The sequence below is a fragment of the Providencia sp. M-27 genome, assembly GCF_011077905.1.
Classification (GTDB): Bacteria; Pseudomonadota; Gammaproteobacteria; order Enterobacterales; family Enterobacteriaceae; genus Providencia; species Providencia huaxiensis.
Genome location: NZ_JAALBT010000007.1, coordinates 244,684 through 270,796 on the forward strand (window position 1 = coordinate 244,684; position 26,113 = coordinate 270,796).

The 26,113-nt window shown below is 40.2% G+C and carries 26 protein-coding genes and 1 pseudogene; all 27 read right to left on the reverse strand.

The window, feature by feature from the left end; all coding sequences use genetic code 11:
• Position 1: 1 nt before the first annotated feature.
• Entirely contained in the window at positions 2–1,042 is a 1,041-nt protein-coding gene (locus G6Q48_RS12525) for a hypothetical protein (RefSeq protein ID WP_207393035.1), read from the reverse strand.
• Between the two features lie 29 nt (positions 1,043–1,071).
• Positions 1,072–1,683 (reverse strand): LemA family protein, encoded by a 612-nt coding sequence (locus G6Q48_RS12530; RefSeq protein ID WP_241098790.1) that lies wholly within the window; start codon positions 1,681–1,683, stop codon positions 1,072–1,074.
• A 98-nt stretch (positions 1,684–1,781) separates the two neighbouring features.
• Entirely contained in the window at positions 1,782–2,045 is a 264-nt protein-coding gene (locus tag G6Q48_RS12535; protein ID WP_102139513.1) for a helix-turn-helix domain-containing protein, read from the reverse strand.
• A gap of 55 nt (positions 2,046–2,100) precedes the next feature.
• Positions 2,101–2,514, reverse strand: a complete 414-nt coding sequence (locus tag G6Q48_RS22230; protein WP_242685806.1) for a hypothetical protein — start codon at positions 2,512–2,514, stop codon at positions 2,101–2,103.
• 65 nt (positions 2,515–2,579) lie between these two features.
• Positions 2,580–3,593 (reverse strand): hypothetical protein, encoded by a 1,014-nt coding sequence (locus G6Q48_RS22235; protein WP_242685807.1) that lies wholly within the window; start codon positions 3,591–3,593, stop codon positions 2,580–2,582.
• On the reverse strand, positions 3,569–4,627 hold the full coding sequence (locus tag G6Q48_RS12545) for an adhesin (protein ID WP_242685808.1): 1,059 nt from the start codon (positions 4,625–4,627) through the stop codon (positions 3,569–3,571). The genes G6Q48_RS22235 and G6Q48_RS12545 overlap by 25 nt, the downstream gene beginning before the upstream one ends.
• Before the next feature lie 15 nt (positions 4,628–4,642).
• Positions 4,643–5,140, reverse strand: coding sequence for a fimbrial protein (locus tag G6Q48_RS12550; protein ID WP_166266802.1), 498 nt, complete (start codon positions 5,138–5,140; stop codon positions 4,643–4,645).
• 20 nt (positions 5,141–5,160) lie between these two features.
• Positions 5,161–5,697 (reverse strand): fimbrial protein, encoded by a 537-nt coding sequence (locus tag G6Q48_RS12555; protein WP_166266770.1) that lies wholly within the window; start codon positions 5,695–5,697, stop codon positions 5,161–5,163.
• A complete protein-coding gene (locus tag G6Q48_RS12560; RefSeq protein ID WP_166266772.1) occupies positions 5,690–6,037 on the reverse strand; it encodes a hypothetical protein in 348 nt (115 codons plus the stop codon). The genes G6Q48_RS12555 and G6Q48_RS12560 overlap by 8 nt, the downstream gene beginning before the upstream one ends.
• 17 nt (positions 6,038–6,054) lie before the next feature.
• Positions 6,055–6,783, reverse strand: coding sequence for a fimbrial biogenesis chaperone (locus G6Q48_RS12565; RefSeq protein WP_166266774.1), 729 nt, complete (start codon positions 6,781–6,783; stop codon positions 6,055–6,057).
• A gap of 12 nt (positions 6,784–6,795) precedes the next feature.
• Positions 6,796–9,285 (reverse strand): annotated as a pseudogene (locus G6Q48_RS23205) (fimbria/pilus outer membrane usher protein).
• Between the two features lie 35 nt (positions 9,286–9,320).
• Positions 9,321–9,878, reverse strand: coding sequence for a fimbrial protein (locus G6Q48_RS12575; RefSeq protein WP_242685810.1), 558 nt, complete (start codon positions 9,876–9,878; stop codon positions 9,321–9,323).
• Positions 9,879–9,920: 42 nt separating this feature from the next.
• The gene (locus G6Q48_RS12580; RefSeq protein ID WP_166266778.1) at positions 9,921–10,472 is read right to left on the reverse strand and encodes a fimbrial protein; all 552 of its coding nucleotides are present in this window, start codon (positions 10,470–10,472) and stop codon (positions 9,921–9,923) included.
• A 404-nt stretch (positions 10,473–10,876) separates the two neighbouring features.
• Positions 10,877–11,359, reverse strand: coding sequence for a hypothetical protein (locus G6Q48_RS12585; protein WP_166266780.1), 483 nt, complete (start codon positions 11,357–11,359; stop codon positions 10,877–10,879).
• Positions 11,349–12,167, reverse strand: coding sequence for a winged helix-turn-helix domain-containing protein (locus tag G6Q48_RS12590; RefSeq protein WP_102139504.1), 819 nt, complete (start codon positions 12,165–12,167; stop codon positions 11,349–11,351). Before G6Q48_RS12590 ends, G6Q48_RS12585 begins: the two co-directional genes overlap by 11 nt.
• Positions 12,168–12,519: 352 nt before the next feature.
• Complete coding sequence (hpaC, locus tag G6Q48_RS12595) at positions 12,520–13,038, reverse strand: 4-hydroxyphenylacetate 3-monooxygenase, reductase component (protein WP_102139503.1); 519 nt, start codon at positions 13,036–13,038, stop codon at positions 12,520–12,522.
• A gap of 19 nt (positions 13,039–13,057) precedes the next feature.
• Positions 13,058–14,620 carry a 4-hydroxyphenylacetate 3-monooxygenase, oxygenase component gene (gene hpaB, locus G6Q48_RS12600; protein WP_004905326.1) on the reverse strand — a complete coding sequence of 521 codons (1,563 nt, stop codon included), beginning with the start codon at positions 14,618–14,620 and terminating at the stop codon, positions 13,058–13,060.
• A gap of 523 nt (positions 14,621–15,143) precedes the next feature.
• Entirely contained in the window at positions 15,144–16,034 is an 891-nt protein-coding gene (gene hpaA / locus G6Q48_RS12605) for a 4-hydroxyphenylacetate catabolism regulatory protein HpaA (RefSeq protein WP_102139502.1), read from the reverse strand.
• A gap of 276 nt (positions 16,035–16,310) precedes the next feature.
• Positions 16,311–17,678 (reverse strand): 4-hydroxyphenylacetate permease, encoded by a 1,368-nt coding sequence (gene hpaX / locus G6Q48_RS12610; RefSeq protein ID WP_102139501.1) that lies wholly within the window; start codon positions 17,676–17,678, stop codon positions 16,311–16,313.
• A 163-nt stretch (positions 17,679–17,841) separates the two neighbouring features.
• Positions 17,842–18,648 (reverse strand): 4-hydroxy-2-oxoheptanedioate aldolase, encoded by an 807-nt coding sequence (gene hpaI, locus G6Q48_RS12615; protein ID WP_102139500.1) that lies wholly within the window; start codon positions 18,646–18,648, stop codon positions 17,842–17,844.
• A 10-nt stretch (positions 18,649–18,658) separates the two neighbouring features.
• Entirely contained in the window at positions 18,659–19,462 is an 804-nt protein-coding gene (hpaH, locus tag G6Q48_RS12620; protein ID WP_102139499.1) for a 2-oxo-hept-4-ene-1,7-dioate hydratase, read from the reverse strand.
• 120 nt (positions 19,463–19,582) lie between these two features.
• Positions 19,583–21,046 (reverse strand): NAD-dependent succinate-semialdehyde dehydrogenase, encoded by a 1,464-nt coding sequence (locus tag G6Q48_RS12625; RefSeq protein WP_102139498.1) that lies wholly within the window; start codon positions 21,044–21,046, stop codon positions 19,583–19,585.
• A complete protein-coding gene (locus G6Q48_RS12630; RefSeq protein WP_102139497.1) occupies positions 21,043–22,269 on the reverse strand; it encodes a Bcr/CflA family multidrug efflux MFS transporter in 1,227 nt (408 codons plus the stop codon). Before G6Q48_RS12630 ends, G6Q48_RS12625 begins: the two co-directional genes overlap by 4 nt.
• A gap of 55 nt (positions 22,270–22,324) precedes the next feature.
• Complete coding sequence (locus tag G6Q48_RS12635) at positions 22,325–22,708, reverse strand: 5-carboxymethyl-2-hydroxymuconate Delta-isomerase (protein ID WP_166266782.1); 384 nt, start codon at positions 22,706–22,708, stop codon at positions 22,325–22,327.
• Positions 22,709–22,717: 9 nt separating this feature from the next.
• Positions 22,718–23,599: a 3,4-dihydroxyphenylacetate 2,3-dioxygenase gene (hpaD, locus tag G6Q48_RS12640; protein ID WP_102139495.1), complete on the reverse strand. Its 882-nt coding sequence runs from the start codon at positions 23,597–23,599 to the stop codon at positions 22,718–22,720.
• 274 nt (positions 23,600–23,873) lie between these two features.
• Entirely contained in the window at positions 23,874–25,340 is a 1,467-nt protein-coding gene (gene hpaE, locus G6Q48_RS12645) for a 5-carboxymethyl-2-hydroxymuconate semialdehyde dehydrogenase (RefSeq protein WP_004905295.1), read from the reverse strand.
• Complete coding sequence (locus G6Q48_RS12650; RefSeq protein WP_166266804.1) at positions 25,340–26,107, reverse strand: fumarylacetoacetate hydrolase family protein; 768 nt, start codon at positions 26,105–26,107, stop codon at positions 25,340–25,342. The genes hpaE and G6Q48_RS12650 overlap by 1 nt, the downstream gene beginning before the upstream one ends.
• Positions 26,108–26,113: the final 6 nt, after the last annotated feature.

Genomic DNA, 26,113 nt, shown 5'->3' on the forward strand with positions numbered 1-26,113 from the left:
GTTAGTTATCACCAAATAATGCAATTTGGTCGAAATGCATATTGAGCTGCCCATTTTTGTAATCCATCGGGGTAACCAAAATCACACCAATCAGAAAAAGTGCAATCATGGCGGTAATAGCTAAATTTCGACGCAATGGACCCGTTTTGTTCCAACGGACGACATAGCTAGAAGGTGAGACGCCTAATAACATATGAGGTGCTTTACGTATAATAACGGGCTCCCCTTTTTCATTGGCATCTGCAGTGCCAATTAATAAATAGCTGCTGTTTGGTTCAAGTAAATATTCTTTGTAACGGCGATTACCGCTTTCAATATCCATATGCGGTTCTAAGCCAGGGTAAACAAAATAATCAGGGTCACATTCTACTTTAACAGAGCCCGTATCATCCGTTAGGGTAAAGCTGTGCATGTTGTATTTGCTATTTTGTAAGGTATAACTCTTTTTACCATCTTTATCTTTTGATATGGAATACTCAAAATAAAAGGAGCCATAGCAGGATTTATTGCCTAGCTGGCTTTTTATAACTGTCCCGGCAGTAATTTTTCCTTCAATTTCCACAAGCCCCATCGCCATTGAACGTATCTTTGAAGTGGCTAAGTTTTTCTGAAATTTTAAGAAGCGCTTGGTTGGTGTATTTTCAATGGCTTTAAATACGAAGGCTAAGACAAATGCGATAAAAAATACCCGCATGTCAATAAAGAACCCTGCAAATAGGCAAGTTGCTAGTAGCATTCCCACAAGGACTTTCAGAAATGCACTAAACTTTGATGAGCCTTCATTTTGTAAGCGTTGATAACGTTGATAGGCAACTTTGCTAGATTTGACAACGCTACGGGTAATAAAAAAGGTGATAACGAGTACAACGACATAATAAATGATACTGACATAATCACGGGTAGAAGGAGAGAGTGAGTACCACATACCGCAAGCAATACTAATAAAAGGAATAATTCCCCAGTTTACTTTTTTATTTACCGAGAACTTGTTATCAATAAATAAAATTAAAGCGCCAATGGCTGCACCAAGTAAAAAATACATATTCACGCATTGATACCTTTACGCTGACATTATTTAAACTGGACGCCGTGATATTTTTTTTCATCTTCAGAAATATCAAGTAATGGCAGTGCTGTAAAACGAAAGGCATTCGCAATCAGGCTATCTGGAAACATTTGTATTGCGGTATTGTATTCTGTTGTTGCATCGTTAAAGCCTTCACGTCGCTGCGCGATTTTATTTTCAACCTCACTTAAGGCAATTTGTAACTGCGTAAATTGCTCACCAGAAATGAGAGTCGGGTAGTTTTCTGCAATGGCAACAAGACTGCTGAGTGCACGGTTCATTTCATTTGATGCCGCAATTTTTTCATGCATATTTTGGGCATTAAAGTAGCGTTGGCGTGCATCACTTAATGAAGTAAATAATGTTTTTTCATGTTCCATCGCTTTTTCTGTGATGGTAACAAGTTGCGGGATTTGGTCTGCACGTTGTTTTAAAATAACATCAATATTGGCAAATTGATTGCTGACTTGATTACGAGCGTTGATCAGGCGGTTATAAATAGAGATCCCCCAGCCTACGGCCAATAATAGTAAAATAAATACAACGATAAGTGTGATAGTCATATTGATGCGTTTTAACCCGAGATAAGTGATTTGAGTTAAATGTATAAAAGCCATGCAGCTTATGCAATCAGAAAAGAATGAAATTGAGGTTAGAATAAAGAAAATCTGATCTTATTTTATAACAAAATCAGATTTTACTGTTTAAACAGTGCTTAAAGATTTATATCGACAAGAGAAAGGTTCTCATAGATATTTTGTTCAAGAAAATAATCTAGGTCACACTGCAGTACATTAGCAAATATACATAGTCGATGAATGGTAAAATTCTGCGTACCGCGTTCATAACGGGAAATTTGCTGTTGGCTTAGGCCTGATTTTTTGCCTAAAGTATGTGCGGTCCAGCCCATTTGTAAGCGGCGTTTACGAAGTTGTAGTCCTATATAGGTGTTTGAAATTTCAGTTTGATATATTCTCATTATTTTTTCCTGATATATGCACGAATTTAGTGCTAATAATGTTTATATTTTTTAACTATAGTTTTGTACTTTCTAGAATGATGAAGCTAGATGTATGTATCATTAAGTCTTCACGAATGGAGTTTTCTTTTGAATAGAAAGATTTTTCCCCGTTGAATAAAAATAATCCAATGCTAAAAATACCTAATCCAAGAATGAAGATAATTAAGCTAGAAATAGATGATAGCTGTTTATTAATGTAAATTAATGTTTGGTGCTCTAATGCAAAAGCTGCATCAGAGAAAGATAAAAATAATATCACTATTCCCCAATGCAATACGGAGAGTAAAAAAGGGTACTCTACATTAGCATGAATAATAATAGGGGTGATTGATAGTATAATTGCGAGTGGATAGCCATTTCCATTTGTTTTGTATTTTATTACAGATTGAAAAATAACATAGATAGCTCCTGTTAATAATAGAGACATGAAAATTAAGTTAATATATCCACTACTCATAATCCATAGAAATATTTCATTGTGAGGGCGGGGGACTATATACATTTTAGGGCTAAAAAATGGAATTGCCGTTCTTTCATAGCTTTTTCAAATAAGAATGACTGTTCCCATGCATCATAAGGCTTTTCTAAAAATAAAGTAATAGAAAAACGTAACATCTGTTTTAAATGAAACTGATTGATAATATCAGTGCCAATATACTGTGGACCGAGCTTGATGAGATAGATACCAATAAATATAGCTACAGCAATAATAAAGTAGCTAGCACTTACTCTCAGTGGGTTTTTATTATAAAAAAGGCAAATAAAAACAAATGCACAAACTGTTAAACAGAGCCAAGCGATGATTGACTGCAACACCACTAAAACTAGTGTAAACAGTAGAATACAGACTCCAAGTAAAATGGCTCTGACATTTTCATATTGTTCAGATGATAACGAAAACTGAGACAAAACTAGTGTCATTAAAGATAACAAGCATGCAGTGGCCATATTGATGGATAATATATTGACTTGTTGTGATAGCCCATTTGACCGCATACCGGAGGCAAGATAAAAGATATCTGCTTCAAATATATATTGATACGCAGTAAGAAATACTTGAATCACACTAATCATAATATAGCAGTAGATACAAAATGACTGTATATACCATTTTTTTCTTACCTGCAGCCCTGCTATATATAATAAAACACCAATAGTACAGCCTGACCAATACCAAAAATCAATACTATTACTTTCATTTTGATAAGATATTAATTCTATCATTAAAATTGCCAGCGATAAGCAATAACAAATAGCCGGTAATGTGATGACGATTTTAATACGGCGACAGAAAACAGTAAACGCAGTAATAGAGATGATTAATGTAATGGATAACCAGCTAATAATATTTTGCGGTAATGATTGTCTCAGGCTTCCAAGGCTGTCTATATAAATTAGACTAGCAAGATGCCAAACAATAAATATAGCAAGAAATATAGCACGAGAAAACGTAATCATATTGGTTTGTTTTTTTGAGTGAACTATAAAAATGTCGCAATAATCCAAGCGTTCCCCGTATATTTACCAGGGGTCATATCAAAACCAGAAATATGACTTTCCACTTGAATATTTTTTACTTTATCAATTGTTGTCTCAAAAGTTTTTCCACGTTGATTGGTGTCTGCATCATATAAGGTGAGGTCAGAGTAAATGGTATTTTTGCCAGACTTTAAAGGAACTCGTTTCTGTGGATCACTATCAGTGACGTAGTCTAAAGCAAATTTCACTCTTACTGATCTATCTAGGTAACATTTATAGCTTACAGTGCGTGTTTCTAAGCTATTAAATTCATAAGCATTCAGTGTCTGATGATTGATATTTAAATTACTGATATTAGAGCTACAATTTGAGGGGTAACTCACTACTGATGAGGTTAAGTCTAGTATTATACTGGCTTTATCTGATGGTACATTGATATTTGGTGCTCCTGAATCGCTAAATATACGGGTATAACCTGCAAGCATAGACTTAGGAATAACAATTTTTCCATCTACAGGGATGTTTTTTACGTAGATACGTACCTCAAAGGGGAAGTGAATAACAAAATGAGAGGCATCTAATGGACCTAATTCAGCATTAGAACATCCGGGAGCAAAAATTCTTTGCCATCCTTGAGTGATTTTATTATTGGAATATAAGGTAAAATAAGTATTTGAGTTGATCTTATATGCATTGAGCCCTTTTATTGTAATACCTGCATCAGGTTTATAAGCAAAAACTCGATGATAAGCTTCATTAGGAAGTAATCCTGGATGATAATATCCAGATAGATAGTTAACCATACAATAAACGAGACCTGATGGTTGAGATGTATGCTGATTAATTTCTATCCCTTCTCTGTTTGCTGGAGCAATTGAATAATATTTATCCCCATCGCTACCTATTATTGGCGTATAAGATAATTGAGCGTTAACTGATACTAAATTCATAGTATAAGTCCCCCCGCTAGGGGCATAACGTGTCAGCCCATAGGATAATTGGCTAAATAGAAATAATGGCAATAAACCGGCCATTAATAAAAAATGAATTATTTTTTTCATTATAGTTACCTAATATTAAAGATAATCAATCATTACGGATAGAGCAGCACTAAATGGACCAGCTTCAAGACTTTGTGGATTTTGGTCTGTTGCTAACTGTGACTGCAATGTGATACGAGCAGTGTCACCAACAATTTTGGGGTAGATTTGTTGCCATTTAAGAAGATCAATTGCACTACTTTTATTTTCTTCTGAAATTCGAATACCTAGGCCTTTTGTCGTCGTAGACAGTACAGTTTCATTATTGATATTCAGAGTAGAACCTTCTTTGGGTGACAGGTATATCTGCAAATTTTTTCTTAAATCACATTGTTTAATCAATATACCAAAAGTGGCTTTCTCTTCGGTTAAACGCTCAATAGCCACATTGGGAAAATTTATATAAAGTTCTTTATCCCCATTTTCATTGGTGATAACACAGGCAGGGCGAACTAACGTAGCTTCTAAGCTAATTAGAATATCGGCCTGCATAGTTGTTGAAACCCAAAATGAGAACAATACTAATATTCGCATTATGCTCACTTTTATTCTCCTTATTGGTAATCCACATTAAAAGTGATTAATGTGGAAAAGCTGCCAGTTTTTAGTGGTTGATTAAATGGTTTTTGTGCATATACACCGAATGACAATGTATTAATCGAACCTTTTCCTGATTCAGTAATTTTGCTGAAATCTAGCAGTTTATTAAACTCCAATGGTTGTCCATTATTGCCATCGGTTAGTACCAATAACACGTTGGATTCACCGGTTGTTTTTAAATAAGTAATACCGCTATGAGTTTCAGTATTTTTCGCATTAAAGGTGATTTTGATGGTTTTATTTAAAGCGAATGACGAACAATCAATGAGATCTAATTTAAAGGGTTGAATAGCAGAACGCCCTTGATTTTCAAGCTCAGAGAAACGCAAACCGGAAAGGTAGACTTTCTTTTTGGTATCATCATCAGACAATTGGCAGCCTAAAGGAATTAAAGTTCCTTCAAAATAAACGACTAAGCTATTAGCGAAGCCCAAGTTAGAAACTAACAGTAAGCTACTGAAAACTAAAATCGATAATAAATACTTAGTCATAATTTAGCTCCAAGCGACGCGCTGAGTTATTTTCTGGTACAGATAAAATAAGCGAGTCTTTTATTAAAGACCTTGATGACGACAACATGGTTTGCCCTAGCGTGATGGAAAATGGTAATCGTTTGTATCGCTTTGCATTAAGGCAATGTGCAAAACTGATATTAAATTGGTAAATAGGTGTATTAATATGGCTTACACCACGTTGCACTGTGACTTTAGGCTGGCAAAGTGGAGCCACTAAACGGGCATGTACAAACACGGTGCCTGTTGTTTGTGATTGGGCTTGCCCAACAAATATTGGCATTGCAAGCATCCATAGCCCCAAGTGGTGTAATTTCATAATAAGCTCCCTATTTGCTATTCCGTCACACTGCACTGTGATGCTTGGCATTTAAACGCCAGCGAAGGCTTTCCACCATAGTCATTGATATATGTTAAATAAGGTGTCGAGAACTTTGCTGATTTAAAGCTATGCGTTGATTTTGGTGGGATCATGACTGCCTCAAAATCACTTTGCTCAGCTTGCTTTTGGCTATTACCAAGGCCAATAACCGTGAGGTAAAACGGCGTGGGGTTGTTCAGTTGATAACCACTTGCTGTCGGGGTTAGTGTGAGCTGTCTTGTCCATTCTTTTTTACTTTCAGCCATAATGGACTCTGGGCGGTAAAACAGTTTTACACGGCTTTGCAGCGCAATTTGCAACACCCCAGCCTCTGTTGACTTTGGCGGGATTTCACGCAGGTTATAATAGAATAATGTTTCTCTATCTTGAGGTAGTTTAGCTATATCTGGGGCTGTACTTAAGCGAACCAAACTACTTGATTTAGGTTCCATTCGTTGAATTGGTGGTGTTGCAATCACAGGGCCCGCTTCCAGTTTCTTTTCGGCATCATCCTCTAACCATGATTGGGCTAAATAAGGAAGTTCAGGATTATCATTACGAATAGTGATGTTAATTGACTGCTGGCTACCATCAAAAATAATACGAGTGCGATCCAATGTGACTGCAGAATGTGCTGTCACAGCCGTGCTGATTAAGCTAATAAATGTGCTAGTGCGGATCAAAAAAGGTAAATTCAATTTCATTTTTTTCTCTTATTAACGACAAGTTAAAGTTGGATAGATATCTTGGGTGCGAATAACCTCAGGAAGCTGAGTACGACACTGCAGTTTGTTCGCCCAGTAAATATCAAGGAATTCTGTTGGCATTACCCCGACAATCCATGCAATGCCTTGCTCGCCGACAATGCCCAGTTCAATATTATTTTTATTTCGCACACTGGCACCAAATGGCGGGAAGCTACCATCCGCCAGTTTCAAACGGGCAAAGGTTTTTTCCCCTTGAATCACATTGAGTCGGCGATGACCAATAGCCCCACGAGTCAAGGTGGCATCCGTCATGGTATCGAGGGCTTCAATATTGTCAGGTAACTTACTGGTATTAATGGATGCAGTGGTTTTTCGGTAGCTGCTGATGTTAGGCAATACAGCAAGACCAAAGTGATTAGTCTGGTGAACGCCCTCATTGAGCGGTACGTTTTTAGCGCCAGGGGTCTCGATAACTAAACGCGTCCCTCCATAAGCCGCTTGGTGCATGGCAATACCTTGTTTTATTAAGGTAATCCCTCCATTAATCGACCCGCCAACGCTGTGATATTGGCTTGGTACATAACTCGCATTGGCTGATATTGATGCAGATGGTAGGTTCTGAGTTAAATACCCACTAAAGCTGGTTTGAGAGTCTTGCATCTGTCCCGCTTGATAGCCCACATTTAGGTTGTAGCTCCGTTGGTCGCTATAGTTGCTGTAGCCTACGTTGTGGCTTGAAGAGCGTTTTCCGCTTTGGTTTCTGGAATAGCCTTCCGAGAAACTTAAGCTACTACCAATAGTTAGCGGGATAGAAACATATAAATTAATGGCGTCATCACGATATCCAGCACGTTGAGAGCGTGTTATCGATGTGGTTAGGTTGATGTTTTTTAAGCCGAGTGATGGCAAATTTAAGGCGGTATTTAAATAAGCGCCATATTGTTCCTCCGTTTGGCTATTCCAATAGGTGTTGTATTGGTAGTTTCCACCTAAAGAAAAGGCATCAAAATATTTATTAATATTAACTTGATAGCTTTCTTTTTGAGCTTGAGTTTCAACACCACTACGGCGTTCATCTAAGGTTTGCTGTAATGAACGATATGTTTTATCGGAAAAGCGGTAACCTGCAAATGTAATGTCGGTTCTCGCTTCATCAAATGATTTCGAGTAACTTAAGCGATAACTACGCCCTGTTAAGGTCTTCTCTGGCAATTTTGCGTGAGACTGCGTTACATCGAATGACAAACTTCCAAAGGTGAATAAATCACGACCAAAACCAGCGGAAAGTGCTTGGTAATTTTTTGATAAAATTGACCCACCGTAGACGGACCAAATGTTATTTAAGCCATAAGAAAGCTCGCCTGATGTCGTTAGGTCGCCTTCTAAACTGCGGCCGTCATAGCGTGGCTTACCCACAGCAGACTTATAACGAATTTGCCCAGGGCGTGTTAGATATGGCAGCGCTGCTGTCGTAATACTAAATCTTTGCTCTTCGCCATTTTCTTCGCGTACAGTGACATCAAGTGTCCCACGGATAGAGCTGTCTAAAGTTTGAATCTGAAATGGTCCAGCAGGAACGGTAGTTTCTAATACGATTCGATCACGGCTTTTGACTATTACCGTTGCGTTAGTTTTGGCGATACCAATAATTTCAGGTGCATATCCGGTCAATTTTGGTGGCATCATATTTTCATCAGTTTCTAGTGATAAACCGATATATTGCCAAGAGTCAAAAATTGATGAGTAAAAATAATTTTCTCCAATAGTCAAAAGAGATGCAATATTGGTTAATGAGCGATAGGCAAATATACGGCTAAAAACGGCATCACTATATTGTGTGCTGTAGTTACCTGAGGATTTACGGTAATTTGCTTGGTAGTCAGCACGAAGGCGCTATGAACCAAAATTTAGGCCAGTTGTTCCATTTGCCGATATATAAGATTCTTTGGTACCACTATTTCGACGTGTTAATGCCCCTGTCAAGGTGTAATCAAGTAAAAAACCATTTACCCCGTCTTCCCAGCGTGTTGGTGGAACCCAACTTGGGTCGGAATATTCTAAATAGCTTTGTGGTATGAAAAGGGACAGTGTTAGAGTGGATAAATCCGTATTTAGCGTTGTTCCTTCTAAAGGCGATAGGTTAATACATTGATTGTTATCTCGATATTTAACTAAGCTCAAAGCCTCTTTTTTCAACCCTAATTTTTCGAGGATATCAGAGGGAAGGCAAATAACATCAAATAATGTATTTTCTGCTGATATTGGAGAGCCAACGGTAATATCTTGGGCATTACCTAATCGCTCATTGTTAACTTTTAGTGTTAAGTGGTAAGTGCCAGGCATAATAAAACCTGACTGAGAAAATTGGCTAAAATCAATATTCTTAGTGTCTTCGGTATCTAACATATCGGTATTAAACTCGACGGAGTATGCCACCGTAGAAAAACTAGATAAGCAAGAAACAATAATTAGATTGTGGAAAATATTAAATTTAGCCATGGTGTTTTTATCATTAAATTATTATGAGTATGTTATTAGTCGTAACTGATATTGAATTCAATCGTTACAAAATAATCCCCAGGTTCTATTTCTTTATTGAATGTGTTTATTTCGGTTTCATATTTTAAATAGCTAGTCTTTGTTTTACTGTCAAAATAAATAGAACTATTTGAAATGGAATATGATTTATTTGGCGATAATAAATTATGATTTACATCATAAATATAAAGTAATACCCCTGGTTTTGGTCCAGATAATTTTATTGCATCAGCATAAGTATCTTGTGGTGCATAAAACTGTATTTTTATGCCTTTGCGATTTTCTTGGTCATATTCACTGATGCAATTGTTTAATCTAATAGTAAATGATTTTCTACTCTCTTTTTTTATTTCACTATATTCGATGCTATGAGTTGAAATTGAATCATAATCAATGTATTGATATTGACTGTTCGTTTCGATAGAACACGGAGCGGAAACAATATAACCTTGCATAACCGTTGCCCCACGGATACCACCATCGATAATATATTCTGCTGACACCACATTATAATTAGTAAGTAATATTAACGATAAAAGATATTTTTTATTCATGATGAGCCTTTTATTGGGAGGGATTTCCCCTCCCATAAAAAATTACTCGTAAGTAATTTTAAAATCAGCGATAGAATTAAAGTCACCTTCTGTTACTGGTGTCGCTGCATCAATACGTTTTGCTAATGCAGTGAACTCTAGAACGTTCTCGCCTTGGCGGTTACGAATTTGGCTGAGGATAGATTTAGCTTCATCAAATTTGAAATCTTTAATTTGAATACCAATATTTGAAGCTGAGCCAGAAACGCCTAAGAACTCTTTATTTGCACCAGCGTAGTTTTTACCACCAAAGGTAATTTTAATATCTTTAACAGCAACCCATTTACCATCAACATCTTTGCTAAACTCATCAAAGTTACATTCTTTTAATTTGATAGCGATATTTTTTTCAGCAAAGTTACCTGCTTCTAAAGAAGCACGAGAAAGCTGACCAAATGGTACTTCTTGTTTAGTACTTTCTGACTCGATATTACATGGGGAATTAACTACCTGACCGCTGAAATGTAATTCACCGCTATTACCACTTGCCAGAATAGAAGTAGAGAATGCAGAAGTTGACAGTAATACAGCAATAGAAAGTTTATTCAAATTCATATTGTACGTCCTTAAATTTAAGTAAGATCCCTAGTGTGCCAATAGAGGCACAGTTATAGGATTGAAGTTAAATATCCATTAATGGATTGTTCGATTTCCTAATCAAAAAAACGCTTAACGTATCCTTACGGTTGTTCTTAGCATGGGTCATTTCGACGAAGAAAAGCTTATCCCTATCGCGGATAAATTGGAACTAAACTCTTAAAAATTAACAAAATTAGATTTTATATGCTTGTTTTAGTATTTTTTTAATGTAAATTAATATTTTTATGCTAATTTTATTGTGATTGAAATGTTTTGATATTTGTGGGTTTAAGGTGTTTTAAGGTGGAGAGTGTTTGGAAAATAAAAAAATGCATCAAATCATCAATATTTGATGCATTTTTATCAATTATTTTGCTCTGTTATAGTGTACAAATAAAAAGTGGAGAGAAGTTTTCTTCAAAAATATAATTTTTATCGTTTAATCTTTTTATTTTTAAAAAATAAAGTTGGTCAACTTTTGGAATACCTCGGATATTGGGTCTATCTTTACCTTGGTCATTTGGGTCAATAAACTCTTTTTCAACGCGTAAAAAAAAATGGTCGTCTAATGCTTCTGTTTTCATTAAAAATTTTCGTGAGATAGTATAGCTCTTACCATCATCATTAATAGTACCATTCATTACAAAAGTATGTTGGTCAGGCTTGTTTTTGTTAGGAATGACACTTAATAGATAAAAACCTTTTAAATCTGATTTATTATCTGAAATATTTATTTTAACGGTTGCGCGGCAGTTAGGAATGATAGGGGTATTAATTATATGGTATGCGTAAACAGTAATGGAAACCAGTATTGCTGATATGATAAATAAATAAAGTATTCTTGCGGAGCGTTTATTTGACATAAAAATTCTCACAGCTCACAGTTGCGCTCTCTTTCGGTACCGTTGGGCAATAGGACAAAAATAGGAAATTGTCATATAAATTTTTATCATTCGCGACGATACCAACATTATAATAAAAAACAGTTGCTGGCTTTTTACAATCAAGGTTTAATTTCGTGAGTTCATTTTGAATTGTCGCAAAGCTGATGGTTGTTGTATCGGGTTTATGGTAACTATTAATGTAGCGGATACTGCATTGATCAATACGACCAACTTCAGGATATTCTGTTCGGCTTGCAAAGAAATAACTTTTAAATAGGTATAATAAGCAAAAAATAATGATAGCTATAAGTGAAATTTCAACATACCGGTTATTCAGCATGTAATTTTTTTTATTTTCGCTTACTTGGGGGGAAGCTCCTTCAGGTACCTTTGATGAAGAGCCTAGTTCAACCCCAGTAGTGAGCAATTCTTTGTCATTATTATCCTTTATTTCCTCACGCCCATTTTCAATTTTCAGGTCAGCAGAAAATTTAATCCCAACTTTAGGAATAGTTGTAATAATTTCACCATCAGAAAAAGAAGACAGGTGACGACGTAGTACAGATACACTGCTATTAAGGTTATTATCAGAGACGACTTGGTTATGTTCCTCCCAAACCCTACGTAATATTGTTTCTCGGTCAACGATGTCATGATTATTTTGCACTAAGACTAGCAACAAACGGTTTAAAGTTGTTGTTAGTTTTAAGGCGTTATTAATATCGTCGGTATATAACAGCCCCTGATGACTATCATAAGTAATATGATCATTAATCAAATAGTTCATTTTAAAATTTTTTATTTATCGTTAAAATATTTGTATTATTTTAGTGTATACCTGTTATTTATAATATGTCAATTAAGCATAATTCGAGTTAAATTAAAATTTGTTTTAAATCAATTGGTTGTGTTTTTGTTTACACTTGTTATGTTTAAAATTCGGTTTTTTGATGTTATTTCTATAATCGTTCAAAACTAGCTAGTTACTTAGAAAATAAGAAGAAAGGAAACATTAATCTGTCAGTATTAAAAAATTTTAATGTTAAACGAAGTATTAAGATGTGGTTTTATCTAAGAAAAAGTATGGATAAAAAATAGCCTCTTAAAGTCGAGGCTATTTAATCGATATCTGTGAGTCATTAAGCGGTTGGCTCAAGGATTTGGTGCATAATAGGGTGGAATCTACGTTTGAAATAGACTAAGCCATGCCCTTCATCACGGACAATGATTTGTTTCATTTCAACCATATAGACAGAGTGCGTACCCATGTCCTGCACTTGAGTGATTTCGCCTTCAAGGTTGGCAAGGGCATTTTTTAGTAAAGGTTGCTGTAAAATACCGTTATCCCACACATTCCAGCTAAAACGTTCTTCCATCGTGGAACCTTTCATTCCAGCAAAATGGCACGCTAACTCTTCTTGGTCATGACTCAGCACGTTCACGCACAGGCGGCCATTCTTTTGAAATACCGCATTCATAGCGCTATTGCGGTTAACACAGACCATCAAAGTGGGTGGCGTATCTGTAACTGAACAGACTGCGGTGGCTGTAATTCCACAGCGACCCTCAGTCCCATCCGTGGTGACGATATTGACTGCTGCACCAAGACTTGCCATCGCATCTCTGAAACGCAGGCGATGTTCATTTTCTAAAGACATTTTGACCTCCTGCTGCCGATTATTTCAGCAGCGAATCTAACTGATTAATATCATTGTTGTTATGCAGGTGTGGACGTTTCCATCCGTGTTGATCGTAGTCTGATAAACAGCGATCAACCATATCTGTCATGGCTTTCATATTGCCAGAACCGTATGCATGACGCAGACATTGCAGACGAATTTCATCTTGGCTTCCTGCGTAGTTAATTTCATACAGTTCGTGGCGGCCACCAAATTCACTACCGATTGCATCCCACATGAGTTTAAGGATCTTAATACGTTCAACGTGATCCATACCATTAGAGCCGCGAACATATTTAGCTAAATACTTATCAATTTCTGGATTATTCATATCACGAACGCTTGATGGTAGGTAAATCAGGCCACTTGTCACGTTACTTTCAATGATATTCTTGATTTTGGTGTAAGCCATTGGTGCCATAACACGGTAAGTTTGGATGGCTTGAGTATCTGGTAGATAAGCACCGCCTTCCCATGCTTGCGCTTCAGAGGTCATTGCATCGGTTAATGACCAGAACAGATTACGCCATGCGACCACTTCACCGAGATCGGCTTGTACACCACGGAAATCAATAACACCTGTACATTCTAAACTTTTTTGTAACAATCCGGTAATGAAGTCTAATTTAACCGCTAAGCGGACACAAGCTTGTAATGGGAATAAACGCGCAAACCCACCTTGTACGGCCCAATTACGAGCGCGGTCAAAGTCACGGTAGATCAGGACGTTTTCCCATGGAATTAACACATGATCCATCACCAAGATGGCATCATTTTCATCGAAACGGCTTGAAAGCGGGTAATCAAATGGTGCGCCTGTTGCGCCAGCCACTAATTCATAAGATGCACGTGAGATTAATTTCACACCGTCGGCATCCATTGGTGCAACAAACATCAGTGCAAAATCTGGGTTATCACCCATCACTTGTGCAGAACCAAAACCGATAAAGTTATAGTGTGTTAATGCGGAGTTGGTCGCAACGACTTTTGCACCACTGACGATAATACCCGCATCCGTTTCTTTTTCGAGTTTGATATAAACATCTTTGACTTCATCAGCTGGCTTATGGCGGTCGATTGGCGGGTTAACAATCGCATGGTTAAAGTAAAGGCCGCTCTCTTGAATGCGTTTATACCAGTGACGCGCGTTGTCTGCAAATTGACCATAGTATTCTGGGTTAGCACCTAAACAGCTGGCGAATGCCGCCTTATAGTCTGGAGTGCGTCCCATCCATCCGTAGCTCTGGCGTGACCAATCTGCGATAGCGTCACGTTGTTGGCGCAGTTCATCGGCACTTTTAGCGAAGCGGAAGAATTTGTGAGTGTATCCACCGTTGCCTGTGTCGGTGTTCCAGCAAAGTTGGTCATGAGTCGTTTTATCATGAAGCGCATCATATAATTGTCCTATAGAAGCGGCTGAATTACGAAAAGCAGGGTGAGTGGTGACGTCTTTTACGCGCTCGCCATAAATATAGATTTCGCGGCCATCTTGTAAGCTTTTTAAATATTCTTGGCCATTAAAAGGGCGTTTAGCATCGGAACGAAAATCTTCTGGTTTCATGTCTACCTCGTTATCTCACAATGAGGGCTTGCATTGATAGGGCACAAAGGCTGCAAGCTAAATATGTTAATTTTATGTTTGTTTTGTGTTTCTTAATTGAATCGCTTTACGAGGGAGTTTTAAAGAGACATTCTAAAGGTTTACTGGTACTTTTCGTTGAAAGTTGTTTTTTGTGAAAGAAATGTGATCATCTCGATGTTTTGATATTAACGTAATGCTTTTGTTGTATCGTAATCTATTGATTGTCATTTAATAATTAACTTATTTTTATATTAATGTTAACTATTATTCCAGTATACTATTGTTCTTTTTTTAATCTCCTTGTTCACTTTTAGTTAAGCGTTATCGGCATTTTTACAAAGTTAAAACAAAATTTATAAAACATCAAAATGTTTTTAAAATGTAAAATAATTTGAAGGTGTAATAGTTTGTAGAGATAAGGGAGAAGATGGTTTGATATGCAGATAGAGAAGCTTAATGATTTTTACCTAAAAAAATAAGGATAAAATCACTAAGCCTCTCTTTAATGAATGTTTTGTTCTCTCCATAGGCTAGGAGAGCATCCTACTAACCGGTTAAAAAAACGCGCAAAATAGGCGGGGTCTTTGAAACCGAGCTGGTAGGCAATCTCAGAAACGGGGCTATCGGAAAATAACAACATTCGTTTAGCTTCACGCAATATTCTGTCAAAAATTAACCTTTTCGGTGGCCGGTTAGCGAACCGCCGGCACATATCTTTAAGGCGTGATTCTGTGACATCAAGTTTCTTGGCATATTCAGGCACTGCAAGGTGTTCATGATAATGCAAGTCAATGAGCTGATTAAACCGCTGGAATAGACGATGTTCGCCTCTAACCCCTGTTGTTGGGTGTTCATCAAGTGGAATCGAGCGCAGCAGAAACGTAAATAATGCTTGGGCTAAAGAAGCGAGGGCTTGGTCTTTACCTATATAGTTATTAGCCGATTCACGCGCCATCAATGCCCAGTAATGGTTAAAGGTATCGATATCATCAGGTTTATCAGCAACAGATAAACATATAGCCGGAATATCCACTAAATCAGGATTTGCTGGGTATAACGACCCCAGTAATGGCGTAATTAAATCCTGTCGTACGGTGAGTACGTGGCCGTCAGTGTCTTCTTGAGTGAAAAATGCATGCGCAACCGAAGGGGGCGTAAGAATAAATAATGGGGCTTGAACGGAATAGCGGGACTCATCGAGCTGCAAAGTAATATGGCCCGTAACCAAATAGTGCAACTGGAAGAAACCGTCATGGCGATGCGCTTGCATATCGCGACCAAAGAAGGCAGCCATGTTGCCAAAGGTTTGGTAGTGGACGTCGTCAGTGCCTTGGGTTTCGTCGTAGTCTGTACTGATGTCAATATTCGTAATTAAAGTTGAGTTACCCTTCATTCTTCGGCTCGCAGCGTTGTTGGCCTCACAAGCCAACCCTAGTCACATATTTCAGTATGCTCTTAGGGATTAGCTTGCTTGCCGCTTAGCTGCAACTCGAATTGCTCTTCATTCTTTGGCCCGCAGCGTTGTTGGCTTCACACGCTAACCCTAGTCACATACTCGTGTATGCTCCTAGGGATTAGCTTGCTTGCCGCCTAGCTGCAAGCCAAATTATTTTGAGCAATATCCATGGTTATTGAGTTACAGCACTTTAATTTATTAAACCTTACACTTTTAAGGTGTTGCCCTTGGTCTTGAGTTTTTCATTGGAATAACCATGACTAACAGCGCACCGACCACCAGCAGGCCTGCCACAAAATAGAGGCCGGAGTTAAAGCTACCGGTTTGGTCTTTTAACCAACCAATCAACAGTGGGCTGACGGCAGAACCTATATTACCCGTTGCGTTAATAACAGCAATACCGATGGCGCGAGCACGTAAACTGATTGATTGGTCTGGGGTTGTCCAGAACACGGCCATCGCAGTAAATGAACCTGTTGATGCCATGATAATACCAATTAATTGGATGACGGGATGGCTTGTCATCGCAGCGAGGATCCAGCCCGCTGCCGCAAATAAGTAGGGAAGTGCAGTGTGCATTTTCCGTTCTTGTAATCTATCAGAGCGACGACTCCAATAGATCATCCCTAGAATAGTACAAAACTGTGGGATAGCGGTTAATAGCCCAATCATGGCATTACTACTACCTTCATTGAAGCTTTGCATGATCTGTGGTGTCCAAATATTAATCGCACTTAACGTATTGGTTAAGCAAAAATAAGCGACGGTATACATTAAGATCACAGGGGTAAAAATTTCTTTCCATAAACTTTTGTTCTGTAATGCGGTATGGCTTTTTGACCCCTGTGGCTGGACAAGCTCTAGTTGGTCTTGGTCCATCATTTCTTGTAATGTATCTTTGTCTTCTTGGGTCAACCATTTTGCTTTCTTTGGTGAATCATCAAGGTAGAACCAAACCAACACACCGAGGATCACCGATGGGAAACCTTCTAACAGGAACAGCCATTGCCAGCCTTTTAGGTTTAAAATGCCATCCATGCCTAAAATGTAGCCCGATGCCAGGGAACCGAATGCCATGGTGACTGGCATCGCAATCATAAATAAGGCATTAGCACGAGCGCGGAAATAGGCCGGGAACCAGTAAGTCAGATAAACTAAAATCCCAGGTAAGAAGCCCGCCTCAGCGATACCCACTAACATCCGTAGGACGTATAAGCTCGTAGGCCCTGTGGCAAACATGGTGGCTGTAGAAGCGATACCCCAAAGCACCATGATGGTGGCTATCCAGCGGCGAGCCCCAACAATCCCCAACATGATGTTACTTGGAATACCAAAAATCACGTAAGTGGCATAGAACAAGGTAGCCGCTAGGCCAAACATGGTGGACGTTAGGCCGATGTCTTTCCCCATGGTTAAGCCCGCAAAGCCAATATTAATACGGTCTAAGAAGGAAAAAACAAATAGCACAAATAAAAATACAATCAGACGTTTAAATAATTTATTAATCACCCGCTGCTGCGGTTCGGTTAAATTTTTATGTTGTTCAGCAGGGTTAGTGCTTGCAAGTTGTTGATTACTCATATTGTAGGGCCCTCAATTCTTTCTTTTGCAGATTATTATAGGTACAAGGGACGAGTAGGCAGCCATGGTGCTGTCTGCCCAATGTTGCGATATTGATTTCTTATTTATCTAATTAAGTTATTTGTCTGTAGGGTTAAAATTAACTTATTTAGAGATAGTTTAATTAATAAACGCTTGGTGTACTTGAAGTCACCTCAGAGACGGTTTTACCAAATTTTGCTGCTAGCGCTTCTGCGGTACGAGCCAGTAGCGTGGTATCAACCCCGACGGCAACAAATAGTGCGCCGAGTTTCAGATAATGTTCAGCAACATCTGGGGCTGCCATCAAAATACCGGGTGCCAAGCCGGCTTCACGAATTTGTACAATCGCTTTTTCTATCGCGGCTTTGACTTCAGGGTGGTTAGGGTTCCCTGAAAAGCCCATATCCGCACTAAGATCCGCAGGGCCGATAAACACACCATCGACGCCTTCAACCTTTAAGATCTCAGGAAGATTATTCATGGCTTCTCGGGTTTCAACCTGCACTATCACGCACATTTCATCATTGGCACGGGTTAAATAATTAGGTACTCGGTTCCAACGAGAAGCACGAGCTAAAGCACTGCCGACACCACGGATCCCGGCTGGCGGGTAACGCGTTGCACGTACTGCTTGTTTGGCTTGCTCTGCATTTTGTACCATCGGTAGCAAAAGGGTTTGTGCACCAATATCCAGTAATTGCTTAATGATCACCGGATCATTCCACGGTGGGCGTACCACGGGCTGTGACGGATAAGGGGCGATCGCTTGTAATTGAGATAATGTCGTTTGCACATTATTTGGTGCATGTTCACCATCAATTAATAACCAGTCAAAGCCTGCACCAGCAAGTAATTCAGCACTATATGGGCTGCATAAGCCAAGCCATAAACCAATTTGCGGCTGCCCACTTTTTAGCGCTTTTTTAAATTTATTTTCTAAAATATCCATACCATTTTCCTTACACGAAGCGGCAGCTAATTGAACCCATATTGCCGTAATCAACGTGGAACACATCACCTTTACGAGCAGGAACAGGGCGTGTAAATGAGCCACCTAAGATAATTTGGCCTGGCTCAAGTTGTACATTATGCGGTGCTAATTTATTTGCTAACCATGCTACGCCATTCGCTGGGTGATTGAGCACAGCAGCGGCTACGCCCGATTCTTCAATGACGCCATTACGATAGAGTAGGGCGCTAATCCAACGCATATCCAAATCGCGAGGTTTAATTGGGCGACCACCTAAGATTACCGCGCCATTTGCTGCGTTATCTGAAATGGTATCGAACACTTTACGTGGGCGATTGGTTTCAGGGTCAACGTTGTGACAGCGTGCATCAATCAGCTCAAGCGCTGGGATCACATAGTCAGTTGCGTTATAGACATCAAAGATGGTGCAGTTTGGCCCACTTAATGGCTTTGCGAGTACGAAGGCTAATTCAACTTCAATACGTGGCACGATAAAGCGGTCTGTTGGAATATCACAGCCATCATCAAAAAACATATCGTCAAGAAGCGCACCGTAATCAGGTTCATCAATTTGTGAACTTGCCTGCATGGCTTTGGATGTTAGCCCAATTTTATGGCCTTTTAGCACACGTCCTTCAGCAATTTTCACGCCAACCCACTCTTTTTGGATAGCGTAAGCATCGTCGATCGTCATTTCTGGGTGATCGAGTGAGATCTGACGGATTTGCTCACGTGATTTTTCAGCCTGATTTAGGCGTTGCGCGATTTGCGAGATTACATCTTTTTGTAACATGCTGTTAATACTCCTATTCACCTATTCTATTTCGAGAGCAGCGCTGCACTAAAGCGCTTTGCTGCCACTCGAACTATTCAAGGTGTAAATTGAATGCGTACCCAGCGGTACTCAATTTAACTAATTAGAAAGACCACCAAAGCAGAGGTATTTCACTTCCAAGTAATCTTCGATTCCGTAGCGTGAACCTTCACGCCCCAGACCAGACTGCTTAATGCCACCAAATGGGGCCACTTCATTTGAGATAATGCCTTCGTTAATACCGACCATGCCGCTTTCTAGAGCTTCTGCGACGCGGTAGATACGACCGATATCTTTTGAATAGAAATAGGATGCCAAGCCAAATTCAGTGTCATTGGCAAGATCAATTGCTTCTTGCTCATCACGGAATTTAAATAATGGCGCGAGTGGGCCGAATGTTTCTTCTTTGGCCACTTTCATAGCCTCAGTGACGCCAGTGATAACGGTCGGTTCAAAGAACAAGCCGCCTAAGTGCGCAGGTTTACCACCTGCAATCACTTTTGCACCATGGGAAACAGCATCAGCAATATGTTCAGTGACTTTATCCACTGCAGCTTGGTTAATCAGAGGGCCTTGCTGGGAGTCTGCTTGTGTGGCAGGGCCGATTTTCAGTTCATTCACGGCTTTTGCTAAACGAGCCGCAAATTCATCGTAAACGCCTTCTTGGACTAAGATACGGTTAGCACACACACAGGTTTGCCCACTATTGCGGAATTTAGCCGTTAACGCACCTTGTACAGCGGCATCTAAATCGGCATCATCAAACACGATAAATGGCGCGTTACCACCGAGTTCCAGAGACATCTTTTTCACTGTATTGGCGCACTGTTCCATCAGCAACTTACCGACTCGAGTTGAACCCGTAAAGGTGAGTTTGCGTACCACAGGGCTGGAGGTCATTACGCCACCAATGGCCTGTGCATCTGTACCCGGAACGATATTGAACACACCCGCAGGAATACCCGCTTCTTCTCCTAACACTGCTAATGCTAATGCGGATAATGGTGTCTCTGCTGCGGGTTTTAACACCATGGTACAGCCGGCAGCAAGGGCTGGGCCGACTTTGCGCGTGATCATGGCATTTGGAAAGTTCCATGGCGTGATAGCCGCAACCACACCGACAGGTTGTTTAATGGTGACAAGGCGACGTCCCGGCAGAGGTGATGGGATGGTTTCCCCATATATACGTTTACCTTCTTCAGCAAACCACTCAATAAAGCTGGCACCATAGGCAATTTCGCCCATCGATTCAGTGATTGACTTACCTTGTTCAGCACTGAGTAACTCAGCCAATTCTTTTTGGTTGTCCATCATTAAACGGAACCACTTGTTTAAAATTTGGCTGCGCTCTTTGGCGGTTTTAGCACGCCATGCTGGGAGCGCTTTTTCTGCGGCCTCAATAGCTTGTTGAGTTTCTAACGCACCAACGTTGCTGACGTTAGCGATAACCTCGTTATTTGCTGGGTTAGTGACCTCAAACACACTTTTATTTTGGGCATCAACCCATTGGCCGTTGATATAAGCTTGTTGGCGAAATAATGTAGAATTGGTATTTATGCTCATTTTTCGTTGTTCTCCGAAGACACTGATTGGACTTGTGGGCGGATATTTTTAGCTGATAGCTGTTGGCTAGCAAAACTTAACCCGGCACAAAGCGCCATAACAAGTGCCATAGCGAATGGGGATTCATCTTGTAATACAGAAACTGCAACGCTGGCGATAGCCGCTAAGGCAAACTGAATAGAAATCGCAAGTGCACTGGCACTTCCTGCAATTTTCCCGCGATGTTGCAGTAATAGTGACAAACTGTTGGTGCCGATAGCATTGACCATCGATAAGAACAGCACGACTAGAATAACAATTATGGGCAAACTTTGTTGGTAAAATATGAGTAACAGCAGACCAAATGCCAATTGAAACCCACTTTGCATAGTCAGTATGCGCGTTAAACTATAGGTTTTTAGCAGTTTAACGTTCAACAACAGCATGACGATCATCCCCAAGATGTTACAACCGAACAGCAAACCATAATGTTGTTCAGAAACACCGAAATAATTGATATACACAAACGGTGAACCACTGATAAAGGCAAACATACCGGCAAAAGAGAATGCCATGGTGCCAATAATACTCAGTGCTTCTCGGTCTGTGAGCACCTGCGCATAATTCTTGAAGGCGACACAAAGGATATTTTCAGAACCACGCTGGTGGGTTAGCGTTTCAGGGAGCAAGAAAAAAATCGCACACACCGAAGCTAAGCCAATCAACGCTAATAAGTAAAAAATCACTTGCCACTGAAAATGAACAAGTAAAAAACCACCTAAAAGTGGTGCCAGTAGCGGGGCTATCATGGTCACCAGTGTCATTAATGACAGTACTTTAGGTAGCTCATGGGCAGGATAAACATCCCTTGCAATCGCCCTAGCCATAACAATGGCAGCACCACTGCCAAATGCTTGCAATGCTCTAAAAATAATTAAGGTATTTGCATCAGTGGCTTGAGCGCATAGCAGGCTTGCCACCGTAAAGATGACTAGGCCACTTAGCAGCATTTTACGACGGCCGAGTAAATCGCTTAATGGCCCGTAAAATAGCATTCCCACACAGAAACCGGCAAAAAAAGCGCCAAGGGTGTACTGCATTTGCCCTTGAGTGGCGTGTAATGCAGTTCCCATTTGAGGAAGGGCAGGAAGGTACATATCGATAGACAATGGACCGAATGCCACTAATGACCCCAGTAATGGGATCAAGTAGTGCGGTATGTGTTTATCGAAATTTTTAACCATCTTGCCCTCTCAATAAAACGTTAAATAAAGATTTAAACTATTAACCTTTAAGCTATTAACCTTTAAACAAGGCATGAACATTGTTTTGCTTATAATTTAATACGGGATCAAGCTCTTCCATGGTAAAAGACAGCGCCAGATAGCGTTTTGCCATTAAATCGGCAAAGTGGGCTTTGATCAGGTCGAAGATCATCTCCCCCGTTTTTTGCCTATCTTCAAGAGAGCGTCCGGCACCAATTTTTAGCGTCATATGCACAAATGCATAATCGTGTTTGCCATCAGCCATTTGCCAAGTATCTAGCCAAATAGCACGGCTACGAATACCGCCTAATGGAAAAATACCAGTAGCAGCAAGGGATTCATTCACTTGTGCAAACAGCTCTGGAAGTTTCGCTTCTTCACGGATATTCTCTGTACATTCTGCATAAAAATGAGGCATAACAGTTCCTTATGCGTTGGCAGCTTGTTTATCAGTGATATAGTTTGGAAGTGGGAACACGGCATTAATTTGCCCTGTGCCTGAGCTGGCAAACAAGTCAGTTAAAACTTCCACTTTCTCAGCGTATTTATCCCAACCTAACATGCCTAACAGCATCACTGTGTCGTGCATATGGCCTTCGCCATAGCAGTAGTCGGCATATTCAGGTAGCATTTTGCAGAACTCTTCAAAGCGGCCTTCACGCCAAAGTTTGACGACGCGTTTATCCATCTGCTCATCAAATTCACGTGTGTAGCTATTCATACCGTCTTCGGCTTTTTGGTCATCAATAAAGCGGTGTGATAATGAACCACTCGCTAATACAGCGACTGTGCCATCGTATTTTTCAATCGCAGTCAGTACGGCTTCGCCTAATTTTCGGCTATCTTCAAAACTGTGAGACGTACAGAATGCTGAAATTGAGATAACTTTAAAGTGACGGTCGCTATTCATATAGCGCATAGGGACTAACGTGGCGTATTCGAGGGTTAAGCTTGGAATTTCATGGGCTTGAGCACGAACGCCTAATTTACGTGCTTCTTCACCAATCATTTGGCCTAATACGGAGTTCCCATCATATTCATATTCCATATCACGAATAAAATGTGGGAGTTCATTACTGGTGTAAATACCTTTGAAGTGGTCAGCACAATTAATGTGATAAGCACTATTAACTAACCAGTGTGTATCAAAAACAATAATGGTATCAACGCCTAATTCACGGCAACGACGACTGATTTCTTTGTGTCCATCGATAGCGGCTTGGCGACATCCATGGTTTTTACCTGGTAGTTCTGATAGGTACATGGATGGGACGTGTGTTATTTTTGCAGCGAGTGCCAACTTACCCATATTTATATCCTTACCCGTCATTCTTCAAGCTGTAGCGTTGTTGACTGCTCGCGCTAACCCTAGTCACATACTCATGTATGCTCCTAGGGATTAGCTTGTTTGTCGCCTAGCTACAACTCGAATTATTTAGGGTAAGACAGCGAGTTTACCTAAGTTGTAGCTCTTCTAACGACTTGAAGTGACTTGGTTTATCAGTTTTAACGATGCTGAGTATCAATGTAATTCAGCGGAAAGTGCTGGAATATAAGGTTTCCAGCACAGAGTGTTGTAAAGCTTACACACCCCAACGAGGGATGTTGTGGTCTCCGTAGGAGATACAGACGTTCTTCATTTCTGCGAAGACTTCGAAGCTGTACTCGCCACCTTCACGGCCTACACCCGAAGCTTTTACACCACCGAAAGGCTGGCGCAGGTCACGTACGTTTTGTGTATTAACAAACACCATGCCTGCTTCGATACTGCGTGATAAACGTAAAATCTTGCTGACATCTTGTGTCCAAATATACGAAGCAAGACCGTATTCAATATCATTTGCCATGCGTAAACCGTCTTCTTCAGATTTAAACGGAATTAAACAAGCTACAGGCCCAAAGATCTCTTCTTGGGCGACACGCATACGGTTATCGACATCAGCCAGTACGGTAGGGCGTAAGAAATTACCACCTTTCAGGTGATCAGGTAGATCGGTCGGTTTGTCTGGTCCACCCGCTAACAAGGTTGCGCCTTCTTCCATACCTAAGCGAATGTAACCCGAAACTTTGTTCCAGTGCTGTTGGCTGATCAATGCACCCACTTGGGTTTTTGGATCGTTCGGGTCACCGACGATCAAGCGGTTTGCACGTTCCGCAAAGCGTTTAACAAACTCAGGGTAAATGCTTTCTTGAATGAAAATACGTGAGCCCGCAGTACAGCGTTCGCCATTAATGGAGAAAATAGTGAACAGAGCGGCATCGAGTGCACGTTCAATGTCCGCATCTTCAAAGACTAATACAGGTGATTTACCCCCTAATTCCATGGAGTATTTTTTCAAGCCTGCATTTTGCATAATGGTGCGGCCAGTGGCCGTGCCCCCAGTAAAGGAAACCGCACGGACATCATGGTGTTTGACTAAAGCATCCCCAGCAGTGCTACCATAGCCTTGAACCACGTTCAAAACGCCCGCAGGAATACCGGCTTCTAGAGCCAGTTCACCAAGGCGATTCGCTGATAATGGTGATAACTCAGACATTTTCAGCACCGCAGTATTACCCAGAGCTAAACAAGGGGCGGTTTTCCATGTTGCGGTCATAAATGGCACGTTCCATGGGGAAATCAGCGCACAGACACCCACTGGTTGAACCAAGGTGTAGTTCATCATCTTGTCATCAACAGGGTAAGTGCGGCCATTCATTTGCTGGCAAATTTCGGCAAAGAATTCAAAGTTATGTGAAGCACGTGGGATCAACACATTTTTAGTTTGGTGAATAGGCAAACCGGTGTCTTTGGTTTCCATTTCTGCAATTTGCGGGACATTTTCGTCGATCAATTCACCAAGGCGACGCATTAAGCGAGCACGCTCTTTCATTGGGGTATTGGCCCACTTTGGAAATGCGTCCTTTGCTGCGGCAACAGCTTGGTTGATTTCGTCTTGTCCACCCGCTGCGACTTCAGCTAATACTTCGCCAGTTGCAGGGTTGGTGGTTTCAAAATAGTCTTTGCTAGCAACGTTTTTACCGTTGATCCAATGATTAATCTTAGTCATTACACACGTTCCTCATACTCTTTTTCGCTGATAATGGTGTTGACCAATCTGCCAACGCCTTCAACTTCAACAATGACTTCGTCACCCGGTACGACATCAGACAACCCTTTTGGTGTCCCTGTCGCAATCATGTCTCCCGGTTGCAGTGTCATAAAGTCACTGAGGTAAGCAATTAAAAATGGAATATCGAAAATGAGATCGGCAGTGGTGCCTTTTTGACGTAATTCACCATTAACATAGGTGTATAAAGCCAAATTATGGGGATCTTTAACGGCGTCTTTATCGATAATCCAAGGGCCAATCGGTGTTAAGGTATCGCGGCTCTTAACACGTAAATTTGGGCGATAATAGTTCTCTAAATAGTCACGGATCGCATAGTCATTACACACGGTGTAGCCTGCGACATAATCCATGGCATCTTCTCTTGAGACCTTATGAGCCGTTTTTCCAATCACCACGACTAATTCAGACTCATAATGCATATATTCAACATTATCAGGGCGAACAGAAACTTGGCGGTGACCCGTTAAGCTGCTTTCCGCTTTTAAGAAAATCAGCGGTTCTTCAGGTGGCTTAAATTCTAACTCTGCGGCGTGGTCGGCATAGTTCAAACCAAGGGCAAATAACGTCCCTTGAGCAGGAGGCAGCCATGTAACATCAGGAGAATCACCCGCGATCACATCCCCATTAGGTAATGTAATGGCTTCGTTATCACCAACAGTGACGGAATATTCAGTGCCTTTAAAAAGGATTTTGGCGCGTTTTATTATCGT